Genomic DNA, 25,686 nt, shown 5'->3' on the forward strand with positions numbered 1-25,686 from the left:
CAACCGTGATGAAAATCAGGCTAGCACTTTGAATTATAGACGGTCAATGACTTTCTCATTGCGCAGCGCGCCACCCGGTCAATTGCCAATGTCGTAGCTGATGGGCAAGCAACTGGCCGCTAGGAAGATTTCCGTTGATCTCGGAGGCTCAATTGCCAGGAATCACCCAGAGACTTGCCATATGGATTGCGCCTGGGCCGAAGTTGCCTGTCTCTGCCGTGGCGCACAGCAAGCGGCGACCTGGTGGCGAGTGGTCGCCCCAGTTCCGGACCAAGCGGCGAGGTGAAACCTGCCTGTTCCCGGATGTCGGCTGCCGGCAGGTCGCGCCCTCGCCGGTAACGACGGCTCTCCTGATTGTGGTGCAGTTCGGCGCCGGCAATGGCAGCCTATCGCGGGACTTGCTGCGCGCCGTCGGGCCGTTGACCGGCCAAGAAGGCGAGTCCGCCTGGCTGGGCAAACCAGGCCAGGTTGACGGCATCGAGGACGATGATCACCGGTACCTCGTGGCTCTTGCCGGCGTGTCGGATGGTCGCCACGCCTTCGAACTGCCTGTCCTGCCCGCCGGTGACGCGGACCGCGAGGACTTCGATACCCTGATCCCTGAACTGCGGCTCGTAGCGAAAATACTCCTGCATCGAGACGCGGGTGAGTTCCCCTGCCTTCTCGGGGCCTGGCGTGCAGGCCGCGAGGAGTACGCAAAGGGCAATCAGTGCGCGACGCTGGGTTGCCATCATGGGCTCTTGCGCCGAGCTCGCCGGCCGAGCGGCTGCGGGGTGGACCCGGGCTGCGCCCGGTTGACCGGCGACGCGGGTTGCGGCGGCAGCGTGCTGCGACTTGCCTCAGTCATCGCTCGTCGCCAGCTGTGCGGGAGCCAGCAGCATGTCGAGTTCGCGCCACAGGGGGTCGCAGAGGCCGGCGCGGTAGACGGCCTCACGGAAGGCCGGATGCTCGCGGCGATAGGTGTGCCAGAGAACCTGCCGGTCGTCGGCGACGCAACTGCGGACGTTCGCCAGGCGGTCGGCAGCCTTGACCACCAGTGCCAGTTCCGCCGGGCCGCTGCCGACGCGCGCCAGACGGGCATGCGTCCGTGCCTTGCGCTCGGCGCGAGTTGGGGCGGGCGCGTCGGTGAGCAGGCCGACGCATTCGCCGATGAAGGGCCCGAAGCGGGCGTGCACGTCGTCCTCGCTGACCACCGTGTCCTCGACGACATCGTGCAGGTAGCCGATGACCTGCGCCTGCACGCCGTAGGGAGCGAGCAATTCGGCGACAGCCTCGAGATGCCAGGAATAGGGGCGGGTGCCGTACATCTGGCCGCTGTGCGCGCGGAAGGCGAAGGCGCGGGCTTCATCGAGCATGCGTGCCTTCCCGTTGCCCGTCCGCCGCGCTGTCGCGCGACCACAGGGCGGCAGCGAAGGCCTGCAGTCCTTGCCGCTGCTGTCGCCAGAAGCCACTGCTGGCGGCGTCAGGTGGCAGCGGGTCGCCGGCGAGGCCGCAGCGCGGCAGCTCCTGCCCACGGTACTGAGTGCCGAAGAGCTGGTCCCAGACCGGCAGCAGGACGGCGAAGTTGCAGCCATGACGGTACCGGTCGCCCGCCGGTAGCTCCAGCGCGTGGTGCCAGCGGTGGTAGCGCGGGCTGACCAGCAGCCTTTCGCCACGGCTGCCGAACGAGAGGCGGGCATTGACGTGGGCGAGATTCTCGACCGTCTTGACGACGAGCAGCAGGCCGATGAACTGCCCGGGCGGCACACCGATCAGCAGGGCGATGCTGGCGAACCAGAAGCCACCGATCAGGTCCTCGAGCAGATGGTTGCGGCTGTCGGTCCACAGGGTCATCCGCCGCTGGCTGTGATGGATCGCGTGCAGCGCCCACCACCAGCGCAGGACATGCGACAGCCGATGGCGCCAGTATTCGGCGAAGTCGAGAACAAGGAGATAGACGAGAAAACAGAGCAGTGGCCTCGTCTCAAGTGCCGGCAAGAAGTCTTCGAGCTGCGGCGGGATGATGTCGTGCAGGCGCAGCCAGCCATCGATGGCGGCGAAGAGCGGTGCCAGCAGCGCAAACACCGCCAGCGGAATGATTCCCAGGCGATCGAGCAGCGAGTAGAGCACATCGACGCGCACCGCCCGGCGGTCCGGCCACACCTCGACCGGGCGCCAGGCCTCGAGCGGCCGCAGCAGCAGGTAGGCGACACCGATCTGCAGCACGCCGGCGAGGAAGAACTGGATGCCGTCGAACGCCATTTCGAGATGGCTGCCGAGCCCGAGGGCGAGCAGCGGTGGCTGTACCAGCCGATCGAACATCCAGCCCTGGACGCGCACGAAGGCCTCGGTCAGCGCGTCGATCATGTCTGGCCTCGCCGGGTGGCGAAACAGAAGCCTCTGGCCTTCAGGCCGGCGATCAGCGGCTCGAACATCGGCGCGAACGGATCCTTGCGTGACCAGATGCCGAGATGCGCCATGACGATGTCGCCGTCGCGAAGACGCTCGAGAGCGCGCTGCAGCAACATCGCATTGGGGTGGGTTTCCGACGGCAGCTCGTCGCCGAGGAAGCCGGCTGCCGCCCAGCCGACATGGCGGTAGCCGCAGGCCTGGGCCGCGGCCAGCGTGTTGGGCGTCGTGCGTCCTCCGGGCGCTCGCCAGAGGGGGTCGAGGCGGCGGCCGGTGAGTTCCTGGAAGCGCGTGTCCGGCCGCTGCAACTCGGCACAGACTCCGGCTGCGTCGAGCGTCTCGCTGTTGCCGTCCTGCAGCCGGTAGCGCACCAGCGCACCGCTGTCGGCACGAAAACTGCCATGCCGCCAGGTGTGGCTGCCGAAGGCGTGGCCTTCGGCGACGCGCGCTCGCCAGTAGGGTGCCCAGCCGGCATCGAGGGCGCTGTCGCCGCGCGTCGTCTTCTCCTGCGCAAGAAAGAATGTTGCCTTGACGCCATGTCGCGCCAGCGTGTCGGCGATCAGTTCGGCGTCGCGCATGTTGCCGGTGTCGAAGGTCAGGTAGAGCGTTCCCTTGCATTCAGGCGACGGCGGCGTGCCGGCGATGGTCACGCCTGCCGTTGCCAGTCCGATTGCCACGGCGAGGACGGAATGAAGCCGCAACATCCTCACCTCAGCCCGGCGTGGTTGAGGAAGAAGACCCCGTGCGGCGAACTGCCGACCGGGATCGACAGCTTGAGCTGCTTGCTCACCAGATCGACGACCTGCACCTTGCGCGCGAAGCGGGCGGTCGCCCACAGTTCCTTGCCGTCGGCGCGGACCATCATGTCGTCGGGGCCACCGGGGACGTCGTACTTCTCGACGACGCTCATCGTCTGCGTGTCGAGCAGCGAGATGCTGCCGTCGATGCTGCGGTTGGAGACGTAGAAATGGCGTCCGTCACCCTTCGGTTGCAGGTTGTGCGCCGCCGTCGCGGTGGCGATCCTGCGCACGCTCTTGCGTGTCCGCCACTCGATCACCTCGACCACCCCCTCGCCCATGCTGGCGACGAGCAGGTGGCGATTGTCCGGCGACATGACGATACCCGCCGGCGTCGCCGCGACCGGCATCACCCAGGCGATCTTCTGCGTCGGCAGGCTGATTGCCATCACCTCGTTCGAGTCCTGCAGGGTGACGAAGACGAACTGACTGGCATCGTCGAAGGCCATGTGCGACGGTGTCTTCGGTGCCGGCAGGCGGGCGATCAGGCGGAAGTCGGCAGGGTCGTAGATGTCGACGCGGTCGAGGCGGAGCGAGGTGGCGACGAACCACTTGCGGTTCGGCGAATAGCCGAGCTGGTAGGGGTCGGAGATGTCGCGCACGCGCCGTTGCTCCTTGCCGGTCACGGGGTCAAAGAAGACGAGCTGGTTGGATGCGGCGCAGGCGACGATCAGCGACTTGTCGTCGGGAGTCGGCATCAGATGATGCGGCTCCTTGCAGACGTTGATCTTGCCGGTGACCTTGTAGCTGTCTGTATCGATCAGGCTGATCGTGCCGTCAGCCGAATTGAGGGCGATCGCCAGGCCGGCATGCGCCGTCATCGGGCTGCCGCAGACCAGCAGGACGAGCGCCAGCGCTCGGGCCAGCCGACGACGGCGGCATGCGGGATGGCGGCGAATCACGTCAGGCAGACTCCGGTTGGGGACACGATATTGTCGGCGAACCTCGCGCCGTCGCAGCGAACGGGCTGCAGCCGGCGAGTTGCAGCAGTCGCCGTCGGGGTGCCGGAGACGCCTCGTCCGGAGCGTGATTCTGAAGGAAACTCGCCGCTTACGCCAGAACCAGCAGTCGCGGATCGTCGAAATGATCGAGCAGGATGCGGCGCACCCGATCCTGCCACAGGTTGGCGAACAGCTCGCTGGTCGCCGGGTCGTCGTCACCGGCGAGCAGCCGCTGCAGCAACGATGGCAGACGGGGATCGGCGGGGACCTGCGCGAGCTGCAGCGTTGCCGTGACGCTCTGCCCGCTGTCAAGGCGCCGGAAGCGGATCCCGCCGGGCAGCTCCTGCGCGAAACGCAGCAGGTCGCGGCGGACGAATCGTCCGGCCAGACCCTTGAAGCCGCCGGCTCCGGCTGCGCCGGTGAGCAGGCCGACGACCGCCGCCATGACGCCGCTGACACCGGCCTCCGCGGCCTCGCGGAAGTCAACGGCGATCTCGCCGCGCAGCGGTGGCTCGTCGCCGTAGAGGGCGCGCAGCGCACGGTGGCTCAACAGGTAGCTGCCGGCGACGGTCGGGCACGAGTGACCGGCGAGGCGGACGGCGTCGGCATAGCGGTACTCGATCAGCCCGCCGGCAGCGGCACCGAGGAAGTCGGCGAGGCGGTCGCGCAGTGTGATCGATGGCACCTGTGCGAAGAAGGCCGGGAATGTCACGGCCTCAACCCCTTCTCTGGATCAGCTCGATGCGGTAGCCGTCCGGATCCTCGACGAAGGCGATCACCGTCGTGCCATGCTTCATCGGCCCGGCCTCGCGAACGACCTTGCCGCCGCGCGCCCGGATCTGCTCGCAGGCTGCGTAGGCGTCGTTGACCTCGATCGCCACATGGCCGAAGCCGTTGCCGATCTCGTACGCAGCGGTATCCCAGTTGTGCGTCAGTTCGAGGACGGCTCCCTCCGACTCGGGGCCGTAGCCGACAAAGGCGAGGGTGAAGCGCCCGCCCGGATAGTCCTGGCGGCGCAACTCGCGCATGCCAAGGATCTCGGTGTAAAAGGCGATCGAGCGATCGAGATCGCCGACGCGCAGCATGGTATGCAGGATTCTCATGGCAGTTCCTCACCGGATTGGACTTGAGTGCCAGGGCACGCCGCAACTGCCGATTGATGCGGCGCGTGGCACGCATGGGAGGATAGCAAATCGAAGGGTGGCAAGGGGAACGACTGATCAGTACGTCTTGCAGGACAGGAACTTGCCGGACACCACGATATTAACCCGGTCGCCGGCCGCGTTGGGCTCGCATTGCAGGGCACCGCCTGCAGCAGAGCCACTGCTGCGGAAGGCAGGCTGAAGATCCGGCCGATGGTGGTCGCGTGGTTCTTGTCGAAGCTCATCTCGCCGAGGCAGCTGGCCGTCAGCGATTCCCTGGACAATCCGAGCTTGCTGGTTAGGTTGCGCCACTTGATGCCCTTCTGGATCCCGGTGCCGACGACCATTCCGGTCACGTCGTTGCGCTTCGTTGCAGCCTCCTGTTTTGTCTGGGTTGCGGGTCATTGATTTGTCAAGGCACCGGCGGCCGCCCTGCTGACTCACCCGCTTGCGCGCAACGCGGGTTCCTCAGCGGCGATGGTACGCCGTTGCCAGCGGGCGTTGCTGGTTTGCCGCGGGTTTACGTGTCGCTACGGTAGTGCAGGGTCCCGACAAGCCGTCATAATTCGGGTTCATCCGCCGACCCGTCCATCCTCGTGAAAAGCTCGCCCGATACTGCGTACTTGCTGGATCAAGCCCTGCTCACGGCCTTGTTCGATTCCCTGCTGGAGGGGGTTGTCGTCTATGATCATGCTGGCCGCGTCGTTGCTGCGAACGAAACGGCGCCGGAAATTCTCGGGCTGAGCCTTGCCGAGATCACCGGCGAGACCGCCATGGACGCGGAATGGCGGGCAGTGAGCGCAGACGGCGGTCCATTTCCCGGCAAACAGCACCCGGTGATGATCTGCCTGGAAACCGGGGCGCCGGTCAGGGATGTCATCATGGGCGTAACGAGCCGGGCCAGACGAGAACGGCGCTGGCTCCGGGTTCATGCCAGTCCGTTGCGGGTCAAGAGCAAGCTTGTCGGTGCGTTTGCCTGTTTCGAGGACATCACCGACCGCAGGCGTATCGAGGCACAACTGTCTGAAGCTCATGAAGAGCTTGAACTCGCGCTGGTCGGTGCCAGCCTGGGCACCTACGATGCGCACCTGCCGAGCGGCCGCGCCGAGGTCAATGACCGGTACCTGGCTCTGCTGGGGTATGCCCCCGGGGAACTCGCGATGTCGGTGGCGGCCTGGATGGATCGCGTCAACCTGGAAGACCTGCCGCGCATACAGTCGCACTACGATCGCATTGTCACAGGCGACCTGCGACATGTCGACATCGAGTACCGTCTGCGTCACAGGGATGGCAGCTGGGTGTGGCTGCATGACCGCGGGCGGGTCTTCAGCACCGATGCGCAGGGACAGCCGATCCGGATCGCCGGTACGCTACTGGATATCACCGCCCGCAAGCAGGCCGAACTGGCATTGCAGGAAAGCGAAGCGCGTTACCGCACGGTCGTCGAGTCGGCGCCCGATGCCATCCTGATCTTTTTCGACCAGCGTGTCGTCATGGCCAATCCGGCCAGCGTCCGACTGTTTCTGGCGTCCTCCGAACAGGAATTGCTCGGCCGGGATGTCTGGTCTCTGACCAGCCCGCGGTCGCACCCAATGCTGCGAGGGCGGATCGGGCGTGCCCTGAAGCCGGGAGGGGTGAGCCCCATTGCTGAGGTCGAGATCAATCGCTGCGATGGCACGCCATTGCCCGTCGACGGCGTTTCGGCGGCCATCGAATACCAGGGGCGCCGCGCCGTCCATGTCATGATGCGCGACGCGACGCCGCGCAAGCAGGCCGAAGCGTTGGTGCGGCAGCATCGGGAAGAGATGGAGCGGACGCTGGCTCTCCAGGTGGCACATCAGACCGTCGCCGGCATCGCACATGAATTGAACCAGCCGCTGAACGCCATCACCACGTTGGCCGAGGCCGCTCGCCAACAGTTGCACGGCTGCGATCCGGTTCCGGTGGTACCGGTGGCAAGTGCACTCGAGGGCATCGCCCAAGGCGCGCAGCGCGCGGGCCGTGTCGTGCATGAATAGATGGGCTTCCTCCGCCAGGCCGAGCGCACGCCGGAAGCCTTCGATCTGGCTGCGCTCCTGCAAGAAGTCGTCGTGCAATGTCAGGCCGGTCGGCCGTTCGCCGGCGAGATCGAGGTGCGTTTGCCCGGCGATTTGCCCCAGGTTGCGGGCAATGCCCTGCAGATCGAGAAGATCGTGCTCAACCTGTTGCGCAATGCGGTGGAGGCCTGCCAATCGGTTCACACTCCAGGCAGGTTGTGCAGGATCGTCATCGAGGTGTTCGAGGTGGCACGCAGCGTCTGCCTCCAGGTCGACGACAATGGTCCCGGGGTGCCGGCAGAACTGGTTCCGCGCCTGTTCCAGCCTTTTGTCAGCAGCAAGCCGGGCGGTCTCGGCATGGGGCTGGCGATCAGCCACTCCCTGGCCCGGTCGCTCGGCGGCGCGCTGGCCTACGAGGTTCCGCCGGGCGGCGGAGCGCGCTTCCGCCTCACGCTGCCGGCCATCGAAGAGATTGCCGGTGGACCGCGTGCATGAGGAGCCTGCTGGTGTACGTCGTCGATGACGACGCAGATGTCCGCAACGCGCTGGTGTCGCTGCTGGAATCGGCCGGTTATCCAACGCAAGGGTTTGCGAGTGCAGAGTTTTTTCTTGATGCCGTCGCGGAAAGCATTGCGGCGCTTGCCGGCTGCGTGATTCTCGATCTTCGCATGCCGGGGCTGGATGGCCTGGCCTTGCAGCGTCGCCTCGTCGAGGCAGGCGGCACGATCCCGATCCTCTTCCTGACGGGCCATGGCGAATTGCCGGATGCGCTGGTCGCGTTGCGGGCCGGCGCGGTCGACTTCCTGCTCAAGCCGGCCGATGGCAGGTTGCTGCTGCGCAGGCTTGCCGCCTGTTGGCAGGAGGAGACTGCTCGTTTCCAGGCTTGGCAACTTCAAGAACAAGTGCTCTGCGTCCTGCAACGCCTGACCGGGCGTGAGCGTGAGATTCTGGGCTTTGCGCTGCAGGGGATTCGCAACTGGGCCATTGCCAAGATCCTGGGCTTGAGCCTGAGAACCATCGAGGCCCATCGTTCGCGACTGCTGCTCAAGCTAGAGGCCGCTTCGGTCCAGGACTGGCAGCGTTGTTGTGAACAGGGCGGGCTGCCGACGGCAAGGCTCATCGAACTGCTTGCTTCGTTAAGGGTCTCCACCTAAGGGATGGCACCCCTAGCCCTGAAACGCATGGGAGCCTAGTATCGCTGCATGAGATGTGCCCACTGGGCACGCGCGCACCTTGACGGAGCCATGTCCCTTCTGGGTTGGAATTCGCACTTCGAAACCGGTATCGAATCGGTGGACAGCCAGCATCGCTGGCTGGTCGAGCGCGTCAACGAGTTGGCCCCATTGCTGGCCACGGCTGGCGACCAGGTGCCGGACGGAATCGCCGAGCTGTTCGACCAGTTGCGTGATTATGCCGACCGGCATTTCGCCAGCGAAGAAGAACTGATGAGCAGCCAGGGCGTCGACCCGCGGCACATCGCCAAGCACCACGAGGCACACCGGCGCTTCGCCGCCGAAGTCGAGGAAATGGCGGCCGCCTGCCTGAGCCGCGGTGGTGCCAGCGGGCGCAAGCTGCTGGGATTCATCACCCACTGGGTCGTGTTCCACATCCTCGGCGAGGACCAGGATCTGGCTCGGCAGTTGCACGGCATCGGCGATGGCATGGCGCCGCACGCCGCCTTCGAAAGCATCGGAAGCTGCGCGATGGACCCGGCCCGGCTGGCCCTGAGCCATGCGCTGATCGACATGTACGCGCATTTCAGCGAGATGGCGGAGCATCACGAGACCCTGGTCGGCGAGTTGGAACTGCGGAACAGGCTCATCGCGGACTATACCTGCGATTGGGAAACCTGGACCGCTCCCGACGGCGAGATGCGCTACTGTTCACCCTCGTGCCTGCGCATCACCGGTCATGACGCCAAGGCGTTTTTCGACAACCCGGGCCTGCTGCTGTCGATCACCCACCCGGACGATGCAGCGGTGGTGGGCAAGCATCTCTGCGGCGGGTCTGCCGACGCCGGTTGGCATGAGATGACATTCCGCATCCGGGACCCCGGGGGCAACTGGCGCTGGCTGGAGCATGTCTGCCAACCGGTGTTCGACGACGATGGCCAATTCCAGGGCCGCCGCGCGTCGAATCGTGATGTCAGCGACAGCATCGCGATGGCAAGGCAACTGGCCGATGCCCTGGCGACGGCCGAGAAGGCCGCGCAGGCCAAGACCGAATTTCTCTCCAACATGAGCCATGAGATTCGCACGCCATTGAACGCGGTCGTCGCGTCGTCGCTGCTGATGCTCAAGGACATTCGTGAGCCTGGCCAGCGCAGGCGGCTGCAGCGGATCGTGTCGTCTTCGCAGCACTTGCTGGCCCTCATCAGCAGCATCCTCGACCTCGCCAAGATCGAGGCAGGCAAGATCGAAATCGAGAGGACGCCGTTCATGCTGGCGAGCGTCCTTGATACGGTTTCGAGCCAGGTTGAAGAACGCTTGCGCGACAAGGGGATTGCGTGGCTGGTGGAGATCGGCCCCGGGGTTCCGGAGCGCGTGCTGGGTGATCCTTTGCGGCTCGGGCAAATTCTGGTCAACTTTGCTGGCAATGCCGTGAAGTTCACCGACCGGGGCGAGGTCGCCCTGACCGTGCACCGGGTGGGGGAAGATGTGGCCGGGCACCGCATCCGCTTCGCCGTGCGCGATACCGGCTGCGGCTTCGATCCAGCCAAGGCAGACCGCATCTTTCGGCCCTTCGTACAGGAGGACGGTTCGACGACACGCAAGCATGGCGGCTGTGGACTGGGCTTGGCGATTTGTCGCCAGCTTGCCGGCCTGATGGCCGGAGCAGTCGGCGCAGAGACCGAACCCGGACGCGGCAGCACGTTCTGGTTCGAAACGACGCTGCCAGAGGCCGTCCCTCAGCCATTCCTGGCCAGCCGGGCGAAGCTCAATGGCCGGCGCGCGATGTTGATCAGTGCCGAGACCGGGGATCTCGAGCAGATCCGCCACATCCTGGCTCGGCAAGGCATCCATGTCCAGCAAGCGGATGCGGTGCATCAATTGCTGACGCGCATCGACGTAGCGGCCAGGGCCGGCCGGCCCTACGATTTCATTGTCTGCGTCGGGTACGGGGCCTTCCTCGATGAGCTGCTGGAAGCAGCAACCGCCACGCCGCTCTTGGGATCTGGCGGCCAGACGGTGCGGCCCCACCGGGTCTGGGCGTTTGGCGTTGGCAACTTGCCTGCGGATCAACCCGAGGAGAAGTCAGGTTTCTTCGATGCCATCGTGCCGCTGCCCGCCGACGCAGATTATCTGGTCGAGGTGCTGCGGGGATTGCTCGCCGGCTTGCCCGCGGACACCACGGATGGCGCTACAGCCGGCACCGGGAAGGGTTCGGCGAGCGACCTGTCGCTCTATGCCCGATGCAAGCTCCTGCTGGTCGAGGACAATACCCTCAATCAGGAGGTGATGCTCGATGTGCTGACGGCTGCGGGGTTGCAGGCGGACGTGGCGGAGGACGGCCGGGTGGCGCTGAGCATGGCTCTCGAACGGCACTACGACCTGATCCTGATGGACATGCAGATGCCGGTGATGGGCGGGCTTGAAGCGACGCGGGCGATACGACGCTTGGCGGGTTACCAGAAGACGCCGATCCTCGCCATGACGGCCAATGCCTTCGAGTCGGATCGCCAGCGCTGCCTCAAGGCAGGCATGAACGGTCACTTGGGCAAGCCGGTCGTCCCGGAACGCCTGTATACGGCCCTGCGCCAATGGTTGCCGCTGCCGGTCGGCGTGCCCCAGCCATCCAGGACGCCCGACCGCGCCGGGGCGCCTCCGCCGACCCTTCCGGAGGAGGAGGCCGATTTCCCGGTGATGGCGGGCCTCGACATCGCCGCGGGCTTGACCTGCCTGCGGGGCAAGCGTGCCCGCTACCGGCAACTGCTCGAACGGTTGGTGCAGGATCACGTGCACGATCCGGTGGCGATCCGGGAGAACCTCCGCGCCGGTTGTTTCGTCGAGGCGCGTCGCCTGGCACATTCGCTCAAGGGAGCTGCGGCGACGCTCGGCGCGGACGCGATCCGGTCGACCGCCAGCCGGATCGAGCTTCAGCTGAGCGACAGGAGTCCGTCCGAGCTTTCCTCCGGTCACCTTGACGACGAGTTGTGGGCGCTGGCGCAAGCGCTCGCCGAATTGTCGCGGGGCTTGGCGTCTACCGTCCTGCCCGCCTGAGATTCCCACTCGCCGGTCGCGGGCGACACCGGTTGCCGAGTGGCGGCTTGGTCGCGGTGGCGGGGGGCAGCACACGCCCTGCGACGGTCAGCCAGGCCTGCCAGCACACAACGCCGGTTTCGGCACCGAAGACAGCCAGGGCCGCTTCGTCACCGGCGGGATCATGGCAAATGGGCGCGGCTGGCTGCGTCATGGCAAGAGGCTTCGCAGCGCCTTGAGCTTCCCGATCGACGAGGATCAGTCCGTCGAACATGCTGCCCACACGCACGGGCATTGAAGCGGGTGACCCGGCAAGCGGTGGTCCGCACCGGCGCAGCCGATCAGCGCCATTCGGCGCCAACGCAGGTCGGCGCTCCCTTTCCCGGTCCGAGCGCCCTGAAGCAGGAGCCCGATCTCCTCGCACAGGGTGCGCACTTCAGGAACCCGATCCAGACCCAGCAGCTTGCTCCACTCGCCCGGCGCGCACGAGCGCAGGGCGATTCGCGAATCGCGCGCTTGCGGCAGGGACTCCAGCGTCCACGCGTTGGCCATTGCGAACTGGAAGACGAGCGGCCCGACGTCGCCGGCTCGGGTTGCCGCAGGCGTCTGCGCACGTGAGTGTCGCACCGCGTCAACGCCAGCGCGGCAAGCTCCGTTGATGGACATGGCAGGACGCCAAGCCGAGGTCCCTGGTGAGTGCCAATCCCAACCTCACCAGCAGGAACTCCATGCACAAGCTCACCGGCTTCAGTCACGGTCCATTCGGATTCGCCTGCGTTCGGTGCAGCGATCTGGTCAGGTAGTAGCCCACCGACAATGCCAGGGCGAGTGCGGCAGTGGCGTAGACGTAGTCCGGACTGATTTCCTTGTAATCGAGGATGACGATCTTGCGCAGAACGGCCATGTAGGCGGTTGCCAGAACGATGTCGAGGTGCAGTCCGTCTTCCTGCAGGTAGCTCACAATGTTGACGAACACTTCGATGGCGATCAGTACGGCCATGAAGGCGCCGAAGGTGGCGAGAATATCGCTGATCTCGAGCAAAAAATAGGGGTGCACTATGACCCGGCTGTAGAGCACATAGACCACGTCGGCGACACCCCACCAGATCACCAGGACCATCAGCACCGCCAGTACGCGTGCCGCATGGCGGATGCTGCCGCGGAGGCGGCGTATCAGCGGCTCATCGGGAAAGGCTTGGTATGGCGTGTCGGTTTCCGTTTGCAGATCCTTCATTGCTGCCTCCCATGATTCGAGGAACGTCCATGCCGGCGAGCCGCGGCCTCGTCGATCGTCATGACCCATCGCCGAAGGTGGCGCGGTCCGTGCAGCGGCCCTACGCGAGGCCCGGAAGCGTCTTGCCGAGTACCCGCAGTTCGACCCGCAACGCTTGCCAGTTGGGGCAGACACCAGAGACGATCGCCCAGAAACGCGGGCTGTGGTTCATCTCGCGCAGGTGTGCCAGCTCGTGCACGACGACATAGTCGATCACCGGCAACGGAAAATGCAGCAGTCGCCAGTTCAGACGGATGCCGCTGCGGGTGCTGCAACTGCCCCAGCGGGTGCGTGCGGCGGACAGGCTCAGTGGCGGTGGCACGACTGCCAGCAACGGTGCGTAATGCGCCAGCCGTTCGGCGAAGAGTTCGCGCGCCCTTGCGCGCAGTGCCCGCTCGAGGACCCGCTGCGCGTCTGCAGGTGTGCGCAGGCAGAGGGTCAGCGTCGCTCCGCCCGCGTGCAGGCTCCACAGGCAGCGATTGCCGCCAATCGCCAGGCGGATGTCCAGCGCCTGACCGAGGAAGGGCAACCGCAGGCCATCGTTGATGGCCTGCGGTCGTGCCGGTCGCCGCGCGTGCCACTCGTCGAGCTTGCGGCCGATCCATTCGCCGTGCCGCAGGAGGATGGACTCGACTTCATGCACTGGGGCGCGTGGCGGGGCGCCGACGCGCAGGCCGCGATGATCGATCGACAGGCCGATCGTGCGCCGCCGGCTGCGGCGCAGGACATAGGCGACCGTCCGCTCGCCGAGTTCGATCGTCCGCTGGGTCTCGCTGGCAGCCGGCAGCCGGCCACCGGCGCTTGCCTTCTCAGGCAGCCACGGCATCGGCGGCAGCCGGATAACGGTGTGGCGAAATGCGCCGCATCTCGGCCTCGATCCAGGCTGCGGCGAGGGCGTTGATGCGCGCCGCCGACTTGCCGGCGGGATCGATCGGCGGCCCGATGCTGACGGTGATGGTGCCGGGGGAGACCGCGAAGACGCTCTTGCGCCAGAACTCGCCCGCATCGTGCGCCACCGGGACGACCAGGCTGCCGCCGCGCAGCGCGAGATGGGCGCCGCCGGGCTTGTAGCGCGCGGTCTCGCCGGGTTCGACGCGGGTGCCTTCGGGGAAGATCACCACCCAGTAGCCGGCAGCGAGTCGCTCCTTGCCCTGCTCGAAGACCTGCTTCAGCGCGTCCTTGGCCGCCGCGCGATCGATCGAGATCATCTTCATCGCCGCCAGTCCCCAGCCGAAGAACGGGATCCGCAGCAACTCCTTCTTGAGGACGAACACCAAGGGAGGCAGGATATCCTGCAGTCCCACCGTCTCCCAGGCCGATTGGTGCTTGGCCATCACCACCGCCGGCGTCGCGGGCAGGTTCTCGCGCCCGAGGACGCGGTAACGCAGCCCGAGGAGGCGGCGGCAGAGCGCCATGAACCCCTTGCGCCAGATCTCGATGACGCGGTAGCGGCTGGCCATCGGCAGGGCGATCGCCAGCGTGACGAGGATCCCGAAGGGGATCGTCCACAGACCGACCAGCACCATGAAGAGCGCCGTGCGCACGGTGGCCATCAGAGGAGCAGGATGTGGTCGGTGGCAGCCGCCAGATCGGCGAAGACCAGGGTGCCGTCCGGCAGACCGCCGTCGATCTGCGTCTGCGCTCCCTTGCCGGTCAGCACCAGCAGCGGCAGCGCGCCAACGGCGACGGCTGCCTGCAGGTCGCGCAGCGAATCGCCAACCGCCGGTGTCCCGGGCAGGTCGATGTTGAAGCAGCCGGCGATGCGCTCGAACATGCCGGTCGCCGGTTTGCGGCAGTGGCACCCGGCGTCGATCGCGTGTGGGCAGTAGAAGATCGCGTCGATGCGTCCGCCGGCTGCCAGCACCGCCCGGTGCATCTTGTCGTGGATGGCGTTGAGCGTATCCATGTCGAAGAGGCCGCGGCCGATGCCCGACTGGTTGGTCGCCACCACCACCCGATAGCCGGCCTGGTTGAGGCGGGCGATCGCCTCGAGGCTGCCGGGGATCGGGCGCCACTCAGCCGGCGACTTGATGAACTGCTTCGAGTCGTGGTTGATGACGCCGTCGCGATCGAGGATGACCAGCTTCATACGGCCAGCTTCGAGATGTCGGCGACGGCGTTGAGCTGCTCGTAGAGCGCTTTCAGGAGGCCGAGACGGTTGCCGCGCAGCAGCGGCTCATCGACGTTGACCATCACTTCGTCGAAGAAGCGGTCGACCTCGCTGCGCACCGCGGCGAGTACCTTCAGCGCGTCGGCGTAGTCCTCGTTGGCGACGTGCGAGCGGACCAGCGGGGTCAGCAGGACGACTCGCTCGAAGAGGGCTTTCTCCGCCTGCTCCTCGAGCAGAGCGATGTCCGGTTCAGGCAGATCCTCGTCCGCTTTCTTGAGGATGTTGCCGATACGTTTGTTGGCGGCGGCCAGCGCCAGCGCTTCGGGGAGCGCCTGGAACTCGCGCACCGCGGCCAGTCGGGCGGGAACCAGGTCGATCCGCGACGGCCGTTGTGCCAGTACTGCCTCGACGATGTCGACGGCATGACCCGCATCGCGCAGCATGCCGCGCAGCCGGTCGAGCATGAATGCCAGCAGGCTTTCATCGACCGCCGCGAGCTCGATTCCCTGGCTCAGCAGCGCGTCGCGGGCGTCGGCGATCAGCGCACCGAGGTCGAGCGGCAGTGGCGTTTCCATGAGGATGCGCAGGACCCCGAGGGCGGCGCGCCGCAGGCCGAAGGGATCCTTGTCGCCGGTCGGCACCACGCCGATGCCGAAGAAGCCGACGAGCGCGTCGAGCTTGTCGGCGAGTGCGGCGGCGCAGGCGATGTTGCCATGCGGCAGCGAGTCGCCCGCAAAGCGTGGCCGGTAGTGCTGCTCGATGGCGTCGGCCACCACGGGCAGGCCGCCTTCGTGCAGCAGGTAGTAGCGGCCCATGATTCCCTGCAGTTCGGGGAACTCGCCGACCATGTCGGTGAGCAGGTCGATCTTGGCGAACATTCCCGCGCGCTCGGCGAGATTGCCGTCGGCGCCAAGCTTCTCGGCGATCGCCCGCGCGACGCGGCCGACACGCTGCGCGCGATCACCGAGCGAGCCGAGGCGGTTGTGATAGACGACGGCGCCCAGTCGCATGACGCGGTTGGCGAAACCCGCCTTGCGGTCCTGGTTGAAGAAGAAGCGTGCGTCCGCCAGTCGCGGCCGAACGACGCGCTCATTGCCGCGTATGATGTGGCTCGGGTCGTCGACCTGCATGTTGGCGACGATCAGGAAGCGGTTCAGCAACCTGCCTGCCGGGTCGAGCAGCGGGAAGTACTTCTGGTTCTGCTGCATGGTCAGGACCAGGCACTCCTGCGGTACCTCGAGGAACTCGGCCTCGAACTCGCCGACATAGACGGCGGGCCATTCGACCAATGCCGTCACTTCGTCGAGCAGCGCCGCCGCCGGGTTGATGCGGGCGCCGAGCCTGGCCGCTGCCGCTTCGAGCTGCGTCGCGATCAGCGCGCGGCGCTCGTCGAAGGAGGCGATGACCTTGCCGGCGGCGAGCCGCGCCGGGTAGTCATCCGCCCGCTCGATGCTGATCTCGCCGGCGGACAGGAAGCGGTGCCCCATCGTTGTCCGGCCACTGCCCAGTCCGAGAACCTCGCCCGCGACGACGTGGCTGCCATGCAGGAGAACAAGGCTGTGCACCGGTCGCACGAACTGGTGATCGGAATCGCCCCAGCGCATCACTTTCGGGATCGGCAGTTTCCTGACGGCCTGGGCGACGATCGCGGCGAGGTGTACCGACAGATCTTCGCCCTTCTGCTCGCGCCGGGCGACGAAGTACTCGCCCCTGGCGTCGGTGGTCCGGTGCAGTTGCGCAAAGCTGACGCCGGCGGCGCGCATGAAGCCCTCGAGTGCCCGGGTCGGCTTGCCGGCGGCGTCGACGGCGCCGGCCACGGCCGGCCCCTTCTTCTCCAGTACGCGGTCGGGCTGGCGTTTGGCGACCTCGGTGATCGTCAGCGCCAGCCTGCGGGGCGTCGCGTAGGGTGTGCAGACACTGTCGGCAGTCGCGAAGTCCTGCGCCCTGAGGGCGGCGAAGACCGCCTCGGCAAAGGCGTCCGACAGCAGCTTGAGCGATTTCGGCGGCAGCTCTTCGGTGCGCAGCTCGATCAGGATCGTGTCGTTCATCTCATTGCGCTCCGCCGCTGCTGTGGCACATCGGGAAGCCGAGCGCCTGCCGCGAGTCGTGGTAGGCCTGCGCGACTTCGCGCGCCAGTGCGCGCACGCGGCCGATGTAGGCGGCCCGTTCGGTGACCGAGATGGCGCCGCGGGCATCGAGCAGGTTGAAGGTGTGCGAGCACTTCATGACCATCTCGTAGCCAGGCAGCGCGAGGCCGGCGGCGATCAGACGGCGCGCCTCGGATTCGTGCTCGCCGAAGTGGCGGAACAGCAGCTCGACGTTCGCCTGCTCGAAGTTGTACTTCGATTGCTCGACCTCGTTCTGGTGGTAGACGTCGCCGTAGGTCACGCGGTAGCCCGGGCCCTCGGCCCAGACCAGGTCGAAGACGTTCTCGACGCCCTGCAGATACATGGCCAGCCGCTCGATGCCGTAGGTGATCTCGCCAAGCACGGGCCGGCAGGGCAGCGAGCCGACCTCCTGGAAATAGGTGAACTGGGTGACTTCCATGCCGTCGAGCCAGACCTCCCAGCCGAGTCCCCAGGCGCCCAGCGTCGGGCTTTCCCAGTCATCCTCGACGAAGCGGATGTCGTGCTGCGCGGTGTCGATGCCGAGTGCGCGCAGCGATTCGAGGTAGAGATCCTGGATGTTGGTGGGGGAGGGCTTCAGCACCACCTGGTACTGGTAGTAGTGCTGCAGGCGGTTCGGGTTTTCGCCGTAGCGCCCGTCCTTCGGTCGCCGCGACGGCTGCACGTAGGCTGCGTTCCACGGCTCGGGCCCGACGGCGCGGAGGAAGGTCGCAGTGTGGAAGGTACCGGCACCGACTTCGATATCGTAGGGCTGCAGCAGTGCACAGCCCTGCTTGTCCCAGAAACCCTGGAGACGCAGAATGACTTCCTGGAAGGTAGGCATGAGAGATTGGCGGGCAGGACGAGAAGGCGGGATTTTACTTCCTTTCGTCCTGCCCTGCTGACGACGATTTTCCGCCGGGCGTTCAGCCCTGCAGCCAGCCGGCAAGTTCCGCCTTGCTCGGCAGCCGGCCGGAAACCTTGACGACTTCGTCGACGACCAGCGCCGGCGTCGTCATGACCGGATAGGCCATGATCCGGTCCATCTCCCGGACGTGCTCGAAAGTCGCCGTCAGCCCGCGCTCGGCGACTACTTCGCGAGCGAGTTGTTCGAGGCGCTCGCACTTGGCGCAGCCGCTACCGAGGATCTTGATCAGCATGGGGGTACTCCAGGGTGTTGCCGCCGGTCGATCCGGCGAAGGATGGTGACCAAGGCGGCGATGAAGGAAAGGAGGAGGAGGGCCAGCAGCCCGAGGGGCGTGCCATCGGTCCAGGCACCGAAACTCAGCCCGGCAAGCGTCGAGAAGACGGCGACGAGCCCGACGTAGGTCCACGCGCGCAGACGGCCGATGATCGCCGAGGTGATGAGGATGCTCTGCAGCGACAGTTCGGGGTCGGACATCAGGTAGGCGATAAGCGGTCCGGGGTGCATTCCCAGCGACAGGAACATTCTGGCGATCGGCACCTCGACGAGCGTCGGGAAGTACATGAAGACGCCGAAAGTGACGCCGGCGAGGTTGGCGAGGACGGTGTTGCTGCCGGCAACCGCCTGAATCCATTGTGGCTGGATGAAGACACGAATGACGCCGACCAGGAAGACGCCGACGACCAGCAGGGGGAAAATCTGCTTCACGAAGCGCCAGCTTTCCCACAGCCATTGCTGCATCTCCCAGGCTTCGAAGCGGCGGGCCTGCGGCAGCAGCAGCAGGCAGAGCAGGCAGACGACGAGGCTGCGAGCGTTGAGGCTGAGCGTCAGTCCGCTGCCGGTGACGCGGACGCCGCTGGCGGCGAAGACCAGGGTCAGGCCGACCAGCGCCAGCGTCACCCAGGTGAGCTGGTTGCAGCCACGGTCCGCCTGTCCCAGCCCGCGCCAGGCGCTGCCGCCGATGAGCGCGAGCAGCCCGATCAGCACGGTTCCCTGCAGGCTCAACCCTTCGGCTCCGATCGCCTCGTTGATCGGCACCCAGCGATCGAGCGTCGCCTGCATCAGCGGCGCGAGCGACCAACGCCACTCCCCTTGCCAGACGACGGTGGCGAGGGAGTCCAGCTGCAGCGTTCCCGCCAGCAGCAGCGCCAGCAGCGTGCCGAGGAAGTGCAGAACGTGCCGCGGGATGCCATCGCCGCCGGCGAAGACCGCATCCGGTGCGGCGGGGGTGGGGGAGCTGTCGCGGAAGAGCACCGCCATGATCATGCCGATGCCGACACCGAAAGCCAGCGCGAGGACGATGCGCGCGATGGCAAACTCGGCGCCGAGAGCGACCCCGGTATACGAGAGCGCGAGGACGTTGGCCGCCGGAGCGAAGAAGAGGAAGGTGATCGCCGGCCCGAGTCCAGCGCCCTTGCGGTAGATGCCGGCGAACAGCGGCTGGATGGTGCAGGAACACACCGCGAGCAGGCTGCCGGCGCCGGCAGCGGCCGCGTAGGACACACCTTTCGGCGCCGCCGGGCCAAGAAAGCGGATGATCGACTGCTGCGGCACCAGAGCCGAAAGCGCGCCGGCGATGAAGAAAGCCGGCACCAGACAGAGAAGGACGTGCGCCGCGAGATAGGCGGCCAGACTGGCCACGCCACCCTGCAGTGCGTTGAACACGAATTCCATTGCCGGTATCCCTCCTGGCAGCGCGACGCAGACAGCATTGTGCGCCAGTTTTCCTTCCCGTGTAGACGCGGCAACCCGGCAAAGGACGCAGGCCGGGGCGGATGCACGACAGGCGGCGGCTGCTTCCCAGGGGCGCTTGGCGCGGGAGCGTCGGCCACCTCAGGGTGCGGCAACTTCCTGTACACCCTGCCAGCAACCGGTCACTAGACGATTGGTTCTGGCGTGGTGAGCGGCGGCGGCGACTACTACTACGATGCGGAACTCTTCCTCGACGATTTCACGGCATTATGGAGCAACCACCCCCGGCACCCGGCCGCCTGCTCGACGAGAATGCTTTCGTTTTCACTGAACGGGAGCATTTCTCATGGCTGAGAGCCACGTCGTTGCGGCCCTGATCACCAAGCGCGCGGAGCTGGCGGGGCTGATCGAGCATCACCGGAAGGAGATGGGACGCCTGGCGGACGATCTGGCCCACCTCGACGCGACCCTCAAGCTGTTTTCCCCGGAAATCGACCTGGGGACGATCCGGGCCAAGGGCCATAGGGTGCGGAACCGCTTCTTCCGGCCGGGCGAATGCCAGCGCATGGTTCTCGACATCTTCCGCGAGGCCGAAGGCGCGGCGCTGAGCAGCCGCCAGATCGGCGAAGCGCTGACGGCCCGCCGGGGACTGGAAGCGACCACCGTCACGATCGAGCAGATGCGGAAGAACGCCATTGACGTGGTGCGTCGCCCGGAGCGTACCGGAACCCTGATCCTTGCCGGCGGTGACGGGCACGGTGCCACCTGGGCCGTCGCCTGACCGCTTCACACCGCCAGGCTTTCCCCCTGGCGGTGGTTGCCCTGCCAGTACCCGCACCAGTCCCGGCTCACCAGGGCCCGGGCGCACTTGCCGAAGCTATCGCGGAAGATGTCGCCGTTGCTCCAGCGCCGGGCGTCTTCCCGGTAGGCCATCTCGTTGGCGTAGTTGTCGAGATACTTCGGCGCCATCTTGTGGATCTGGCTGAAGGTCAGCGTCTTCCTGGCGCCGGCGTTGCCGGCCGCCACTTCCGCCTCGCCGTGCACCTGACGCATCACCAGGATGCAGCGCTTGTCCGCGTCTTGATTCTCGGCCAGGCGGCGGTCTACCCGGTCTTCCTTCCTGTTCTCCGGCCGGACCTTCCCGCCCACGTACGCCCCGTCCACATGAACCGCACCCGACAGGGCGCATTCGTCCCGGCCCACCAGCAGGCTCTCGCGAATCTTGTGCAGCAGAACGTAGGCGGTCTTGTGCGATACCCGCAGGTCGCGGCCCACCTGCAGGGCAGAAATGCCCTTGACGGCGTTGGTGAACAGGATCGCCGCCGCGAGGTACAGCCGCAGGGGCAGCTTGTGGAAGGCGAAGATCGTCCCGGATGTGACCGAGATGCCGCGATTTCAGAGGTGTTCCGGAGCCGGGTTCTCTGGCTCTGCTCGGGCTTGCCGTCGCCGGTCTTGGGTCGTCGATGCGCAGGATGAAGCCCGCAGGGCGGTAAGCGACAGGAAGGTGCGGCGGCGGGGAGGGAGTAACGCACGGATCGCCTGGGACAAGATGGTGTCAAATTCGCTTTGCCGGCAGCCGCCTCCGCCGTGTCGCTGCGGAAGGTGCGCTGCGCAGCCCCTCTCACCGAGCGACAGCGTCGCCGGTAGATGCGTGCTTTCCCAACCCCTTAAGAGACGAGAGAAATCCCCATGAAGAGCAACAAGGAATCCCCGACCGATGCTCAGGCCCTGCCTGATGCCGATGTCGCCAAGCCGGCCCCAGCCGTCCCGCAGGCGGTTACGGTGGCGGTGCGCCTGCAGCCGGTCGAGCACTCCCAACAACCGGTATTTTCCAATTTCACGACCGTTCAAGCCGGGACCGGTGTCGTATTCATCGACTTTGGCTTTCTCGAACCGCAAACGATCGCGAATCTGGCTCGGCTTGGGCAGCCTGGTGTGACCGTACCGGAAGCCATCGGCGGCACACTCGCATGCCGCATGGCATTGAGCATCGACACCGTCGCCAACCTGGCCAATCAGTTGAACCAGTTGTTGCGCAGCGCTGCTGCGGCGCAGGCCCAGGCCGCACAAGGCGCGGCGCCGTCAGCGGAGGGTGCGGCTGCACAGCAGACCCACTGACTGGACGGACAGGCGGCAGTGGCCGTGTCGACGGCCGCGGCGGCCAGTTCTGGCCGAGTCGTGCGTAAGCACCAGGGCATTGAGGCGACTTACTCCGCGTTTCGCGCACCAGCCCCGCTCTTCCCGCGGTGTTTTCCTTTTCACCGTCGCGCCAACGCTCATCGTGCTGTCGGCCTGTGCCCGGCTGTCGTGGCGGCTCGGCATTCGGCGTCCGTGTGCCCAGCACCTCGCTTATCCGGTTTGCCGATGACCTCCATGGTCATTTGACAACTCTATGGAACCTCCAGCAGCGACGCCGGTACGAACGTCAATGGGCAAATGACCCGAACGGAGTCGTGGCGACAACAACAACGCTGAACCAGTCGCCTGCCCAACAGCATGCCTATCAGGAGGGACAGCATGAAACGTGTTCTGATCGCCGCGATTGCGGCCATCGTCATCGTCGGCGCCGGCTTCGGCCTTTCGCAGCAGCGAACCGTGGGGGTTGCGCAGGCACAGAATGCGCCGGCCGCGCTGGTTGCCGCGGCGACGCCTGCGTCGCCGGAGGCATCGGTCGTGGATCAGGATGCACCGTACCGCGAGGCCTGCGCCCGTGAGGGGCTCAGCGAGTCGGAATGCGTCGGGCGGCTGATCTGGTTCAAGGCAACGGCGGGCAACGACCGCTTCCACACGTACACCTTCCAGCAGCGAATCGGTGTCCTCGTCGACTGGTTCCGCGTGCTGCGCGCGGACCAGCGCGACGATCGCTTCTGGGCCTGGGGAATCATCAACGACCCCGCCTGCTGCCGGCCGGGCGAAGCCGATTGTCCGGCGAAGTCGCTCGACGAGACCTACGGCTTCGACTGGTGCCCGGGGGACGACGTGCTGCTCAAGTACGTCGGCAGGAGCGGCTACGTCGACCCCGCCTGCGGCCTCAAGGACGCCGCGCTCGACGCCGACGATCCACACAGCCAGGGCGGCAAGCTCGACCAGCGACACTCGGCCTGCGACCTCAAATTTGGCACCTCGACCGGTGCCCTTGGAATTCGCAAGTTTCCCAATCCACGCTTCGACGCCGCCCGCTGGCAGCAGCTCAACGGCAGCATGGCGGACTGGAGCGGCTATTCGCGACCGCTGGCGGTGAAGACCGGCATCGAATCGGACCAGCGGGTAAGCAGGCTGGCAGATGCGTCGATCGAACCCCCGTTCCTGATCGGCACCTCGTGTGGCTCGTGCCACATCGCCTTCGATCCGCTCAACCCACCGGCCGATCCGGCGAAACCGAAATGGGAGAACATCAAGGGGCTGGTCGGCAACCAGTACACGCGCATGTCCGAACTCCTCGGTTCGGGGATGCCGATCAGCAGCCTCGAATACCAGATGTTCGCGCACGCCCGCCCGGGGGTGACCGATACCTCGGCGATTTCGCACGACCAGATCAACAATCCGGGGACGATCAACGCCCTCGTCAATGTCGCCCAGCGGCCGGTGTTCCAGGGCGAGGTGGTCAGCAAGTGGCGCAAGACCGCCTCCTGCGGCGCCGAGAAGGACGACGACAAGTGCTGGTGCGAGCCGGGTCGCAGCGGCAAGTGCTGGCTGAAGAGCACGCGTGACGACGACACGACGCCGGTCAATCTCGGCGGCCGGAAAGTCGTGCTGCCGGGCGTACACCACATCCTGAAGGGCGGCGAGGACTCGATCGGCGCCCTGGAAGCGATCCAGCGCGTCTACTTCAACATCGGCTCGTGTTCCGAGCAGTGCTGGGTCAACCACTTCGCCGACATGCGCCAGGTCGACCCGGCGCAGCGCGGCTTTGCCCAGACACCGTTCAACATCGGCCAGTGCCGGCGCGATTGCCCCGAGTTCAGGGCGATCGAGGATCGCCTGCAGAATCTGCTCGACTTCTTCGCTTCCGCCGAATCCGACCAGACCGACCTCGAGGCCGCGCGCGCGCGGGCGCGCAAGGCGGCCAACCCGGCAGCCACCTATACGCGGACGGATTTCATTGCCGATCTCGAGAAGGAATTCGGCAAGGGGGCCGTCAGCCGTGGCCAGCTCGTCTTCGCCGACAACTGCGCCCGCTGCCACTCCAGCATCCCGGAAAGTGTCGGCGGCCCGTTCCGCAATCGCGACTTCGCCGCCGCCAACGAAGAGCATCCACGCAAGGTACGTGCCGACTTCCTGGGCAACGACCGGCCGACGGCGGTGACCGAGGTCGGTACCTTCCGTTGCCGGGCACTGCATTCGAACCACAAGGCCGGCCACCTGTACATGGAGTATGGCTCCGAGACGCTGCGCCGGCAGCCGCTCGTCGCCGACATTCCCGAGCGCGACGAACTGAAGGACGGCGGCCGCGGCTTCTATCGCAACATCTCGCTGGTCAATGTCTGGGCGAGTGCGCCGTTCATGCACAACAACGCCATCGGTCCCGAAATCTGCGGCAAGCCGGCGAACAAGGCGAACGATTTTCATCGTGCCCGCTACGTCGATGCGGGCGGCAAGCTGCTGCCGGAGCAGCCCGACTGCCTGCGCTACGACCCGAGCGTCGAGGGCCGCTTCACGCTCTATCGGCGCTCGATGCACGACCTCCTGAATCCGCAGGAGCGCGGCCGCAAGCGGACGCTGACCAACGCCGACCTGCTGATCGACGTCGGCGTGCGGCCGCTCGACGGCACGATCGAGAAGCCACTGCTCGGTTTTGGCCAGGTGCAGATCCCGGCGGGCACCAGCGCTGGTTTCCTCAACGGGTTGACGCACAAGCAACTGGTCGGCGACCTCTTCCTCGCCAAGCGCGACCCGGCCAAGCTCGAGGCAGCCGGCAAGAAGCAACTCGTGCCGACTCTGCAGGCAATGGCTGACGACATCGTCAAGAACCCGGCGCGCTTCGTCGATATCCTGCGCGAGCAGCGTGATTTCATCAGCGCCAACTACCAGACCTGCACGCAGGAAATCGAGAACGAGGGGCATCGCTTTGGCGAGGATCTCTCGCCGGCCGACAAGATGGCGCTCACCGCCTTCCTGGCGACGCTCTAGCCAACGGGAGGGTCAGCAGATGAACACTCAGCACATCGCCGCCGCCAGCCTCGGCCGCTTCGCCATCGCCTGCGTCGTCCTGGCGCTCGCCGCCTGCGGCAAGCCGGAACCGCCGAAGATTGCCTTTGCTCCCTACGACCAGAGCCAACACTCGAAAATGGACCTGGCACAGGTCGACCACAAGTTCCCGATCGCGCCGGCCGAGCTGGCCCGGGTCACGCCGGAATACCTGGCGACGCTCGACCAGGAGCAGCTTGACCAGATCTACGCCCGCCTGCCGGCCGGACCGATCCCCGATGGCGCCTTCGACGGCCGCATCCTGCTGCCGCGTGGTGAGAGCGGCAAGTTCCGCCTGTCGGAGATCGTCGGCGGCTTTGCCGGCAGCGTGCTGCATCTGAAGGGGCTGGTGGTCGAAGATGTCGGCGAGACCCTGTGGCGCGGCAAGGTCTTCTACCGCGATGAACGGGTGCTGCGCAACCGCATCGAGGATCTCTCGCTCCTGAAGAAGGCCGGGCTGGTCGAAGGCGAACCGGCAAAGATGAGCTACGGCGGCAAGGAAACGTGGCTTCTCTTTCCCGCCAGGTTGTACTGTGGTCAGAGCCTGCTCGACGCCCGTCGCGAATCGATCATCATCGACTACTTCTTCAGCGACGAGATCGCTGGTTACCAGGAGAAGCCGGACTATCTCGCCGGCCGTCGCGGCCTGCGCGTGCGCGATGAGATCCGCATGCTCCGTCCCGGCTTCTACCTCGGGCGTGCCTACCTCGACCGTGGCTTCGCGCTCAACTTCACGCTCTACGACAAGGCCACCGACGACCGGCTGCGCGAGGAGTTCGTCCGCACCGGCAAGGTGCAGCAGGAGTGCTGGCCGGGAACCCAGGTGCGGACGCTTGCCGCTGCCCCCTCCTGATCGCCGCCAGAGCTGGCTGAAGAAAGTGAAGGTACCCG

Annotated in this window: 24 protein-coding genes and 1 pseudogene; 9 read left to right on the forward strand and 16 right to left on the reverse strand. The window is 66.3% G+C overall.

Features of this window, described 5'->3' with window-relative positions:
* Positions 1–386 precede the first annotated feature (386 nt).
* The 7 genes from HT579_10705 to gloA form a co-directional block, all read right to left on the reverse strand.
* Positions 387–734, reverse strand: coding sequence for a hypothetical protein (locus HT579_10705; GenBank protein QKS29336.1), 348 nt, complete (start codon positions 732–734; stop codon positions 387–389).
* Between the two features lie 105 nt (positions 735–839).
* Positions 840–1,355, reverse strand: coding sequence for a bifunctional (p)ppGpp synthetase/guanosine-3',5'-bis(diphosphate) 3'-pyrophosphohydrolase (locus HT579_10710; GenBank protein ID QKS29337.1), 516 nt, complete (start codon positions 1,353–1,355; stop codon positions 840–842).
* Positions 1,345–2,346 carry a sterol desaturase family protein gene (locus tag HT579_10715; GenBank protein ID QKS29338.1) on the reverse strand — a complete coding sequence of 334 codons (1,002 nt, stop codon included), beginning with the start codon at positions 2,344–2,346 and terminating at the stop codon, positions 1,345–1,347. Before HT579_10715 ends, HT579_10710 begins: the two co-directional genes overlap by 11 nt.
* Positions 2,343–3,092 (reverse strand): polysaccharide deacetylase family protein, encoded by a 750-nt coding sequence (locus HT579_10720; protein ID QKS29339.1) that lies wholly within the window; start codon positions 3,090–3,092, stop codon positions 2,343–2,345. Before HT579_10720 ends, HT579_10715 begins: the two co-directional genes overlap by 4 nt.
* Positions 3,093–3,094: 2 nt before the next feature.
* Positions 3,095–4,006: a beta-propeller fold lactonase family protein gene (locus HT579_10725; GenBank protein QKS31604.1), complete on the reverse strand. Its 912-nt coding sequence runs from the start codon at positions 4,004–4,006 to the stop codon at positions 3,095–3,097.
* Positions 4,007–4,235: 229 nt separating this feature from the next.
* Positions 4,236–4,838, reverse strand: coding sequence for a hypothetical protein (locus tag HT579_10730; protein QKS29340.1), 603 nt, complete (start codon positions 4,836–4,838; stop codon positions 4,236–4,238).
* Positions 4,839–4,842: 4 nt separating this feature from the next.
* Positions 4,843–5,229: a lactoylglutathione lyase gene (gene gloA, locus HT579_10735; protein ID QKS29341.1), complete on the reverse strand. Its 387-nt coding sequence runs from the start codon at positions 5,227–5,229 to the stop codon at positions 4,843–4,845.
* A 662-nt stretch (positions 5,230–5,891) separates the two neighbouring features.
* Between gloA and HT579_10740 the strand changes: the two genes are divergently transcribed.
* The 4 genes from HT579_10740 to HT579_10755 all read left to right on the forward strand — a co-directional run bounded on the left by HT579_10740 (position 5,892) and on the right by HT579_10755 (position 11,524).
* A complete protein-coding gene (locus HT579_10740; protein QKS29342.1) occupies positions 5,892–7,286 on the forward strand; it encodes a PAS domain S-box protein in 1,395 nt (464 codons plus the stop codon).
* Entirely contained in the window at positions 7,287–7,799 is a 513-nt protein-coding gene (locus HT579_10745) for a HAMP domain-containing histidine kinase (GenBank protein ID QKS29343.1), read from the forward strand.
* Positions 7,796–8,458, forward strand: a complete 663-nt coding sequence (locus tag HT579_10750) for a response regulator transcription factor (protein ID QKS29344.1) — start codon at positions 7,796–7,798, stop codon at positions 8,456–8,458. The genes HT579_10745 and HT579_10750 overlap by 4 nt, the downstream gene beginning before the upstream one ends.
* Positions 8,459–8,548: 90 nt before the next feature.
* A complete protein-coding gene (locus HT579_10755) occupies positions 8,549–11,524 on the forward strand; it encodes a response regulator (protein QKS29345.1) in 2,976 nt (991 codons plus the stop codon).
* Between the two features lie 730 nt (positions 11,525–12,254).
* Here HT579_10755 and HT579_10760 read toward each other — a convergent pair.
* The 8 genes from HT579_10760 to HT579_10795 all read right to left on the reverse strand — a co-directional run bounded on the left by HT579_10760 (position 12,255) and on the right by HT579_10795 (position 19,590).
* Positions 12,255–12,737 (reverse strand): phosphate-starvation-inducible PsiE family protein, encoded by a 483-nt coding sequence (locus tag HT579_10760; GenBank protein ID QKS29346.1) that lies wholly within the window; start codon positions 12,735–12,737, stop codon positions 12,255–12,257.
* A 100-nt stretch (positions 12,738–12,837) separates the two neighbouring features.
* Positions 12,838–13,602, reverse strand: a complete 765-nt coding sequence (locus HT579_10765; protein QKS29347.1) for a M48 family metallopeptidase — start codon at positions 13,600–13,602, stop codon at positions 12,838–12,840.
* On the reverse strand, positions 13,586–14,329 hold the full coding sequence (locus HT579_10770; protein ID QKS29348.1) for a 1-acyl-sn-glycerol-3-phosphate acyltransferase: 744 nt from the start codon (positions 14,327–14,329) through the stop codon (positions 13,586–13,588). Before HT579_10770 ends, HT579_10765 begins: the two co-directional genes overlap by 17 nt.
* A complete protein-coding gene (gene gmhB / locus HT579_10775) occupies positions 14,329–14,865 on the reverse strand; it encodes a D-glycero-beta-D-manno-heptose 1,7-bisphosphate 7-phosphatase (protein ID QKS29349.1) in 537 nt (178 codons plus the stop codon). The genes HT579_10770 and gmhB overlap by 1 nt, the downstream gene beginning before the upstream one ends.
* Entirely contained in the window at positions 14,862–16,934 is a 2,073-nt protein-coding gene (locus HT579_10780) for a glycine--tRNA ligase subunit beta (protein QKS29350.1), read from the reverse strand. Before HT579_10780 ends, gmhB begins: the two co-directional genes overlap by 4 nt.
* A gap of 1 nt (position 16,935) precedes the next feature.
* A complete protein-coding gene (glyQ, locus tag HT579_10785; protein QKS29351.1) occupies positions 16,936–17,835 on the reverse strand; it encodes a glycine--tRNA ligase subunit alpha in 900 nt (299 codons plus the stop codon).
* A gap of 82 nt (positions 17,836–17,917) precedes the next feature.
* Entirely contained in the window at positions 17,918–18,151 is a 234-nt protein-coding gene (locus HT579_10790) for a TM0996/MTH895 family glutaredoxin-like protein (protein ID QKS29352.1), read from the reverse strand.
* Positions 18,145–19,590: a permease gene (locus tag HT579_10795; GenBank protein ID QKS29353.1), complete on the reverse strand. Its 1,446-nt coding sequence runs from the start codon at positions 19,588–19,590 to the stop codon at positions 18,145–18,147. Before HT579_10795 ends, HT579_10790 begins: the two co-directional genes overlap by 7 nt.
* 364 nt (positions 19,591–19,954) lie before the next feature.
* Here HT579_10795 and HT579_10800 point away from each other — a divergent pair, with 364 nt between their 5' ends.
* Positions 19,955–20,389, forward strand: a complete 435-nt coding sequence (locus tag HT579_10800) for a hypothetical protein (GenBank protein ID QKS29354.1) — start codon at positions 19,955–19,957, stop codon at positions 20,387–20,389.
* Between the two features lie 5 nt (positions 20,390–20,394).
* Here HT579_10800 and HT579_10805 read toward each other — a convergent pair.
* A pseudogene (locus HT579_10805) lies at positions 20,395–20,991 on the reverse strand (transposase).
* A 38-nt stretch (positions 20,992–21,029) separates the two neighbouring features.
* Between HT579_10805 and HT579_10810 the strand changes: the two are divergent.
* The 4 genes from HT579_10810 (at position 21,030) to HT579_10825 (ending at position 25,648) form a co-directional block, all read left to right on the forward strand.
* Positions 21,030–21,101: a hypothetical protein gene (locus HT579_10810; protein ID QKS31605.1), complete on the forward strand. Its 72-nt coding sequence runs from the start codon at positions 21,030–21,032 to the stop codon at positions 21,099–21,101.
* A gap of 196 nt (positions 21,102–21,297) precedes the next feature.
* Positions 21,298–21,726 (forward strand): hypothetical protein, encoded by a 429-nt coding sequence (locus HT579_10815; protein QKS29355.1) that lies wholly within the window; start codon positions 21,298–21,300, stop codon positions 21,724–21,726.
* A 399-nt stretch (positions 21,727–22,125) separates the two neighbouring features.
* The gene (locus tag HT579_10820; GenBank protein QKS29356.1) at positions 22,126–24,738 is read left to right on the forward strand and encodes a cytochrome c; all 2,613 of its coding nucleotides are present in this window, start codon (positions 22,126–22,128) and stop codon (positions 24,736–24,738) included.
* Between the two features lie 64 nt (positions 24,739–24,802).
* A complete protein-coding gene (locus HT579_10825; GenBank protein ID QKS31606.1) occupies positions 24,803–25,648 on the forward strand; it encodes a hypothetical protein in 846 nt (281 codons plus the stop codon).
* Positions 25,649–25,686 lie beyond the last annotated feature (38 nt).

This window comes from Candidatus Accumulibacter similis (assembly GCA_013347225.1).
GTDB classification, from domain to species: domain Bacteria; phylum Pseudomonadota; class Gammaproteobacteria; order Burkholderiales; family Rhodocyclaceae; genus Accumulibacter; species Accumulibacter similis.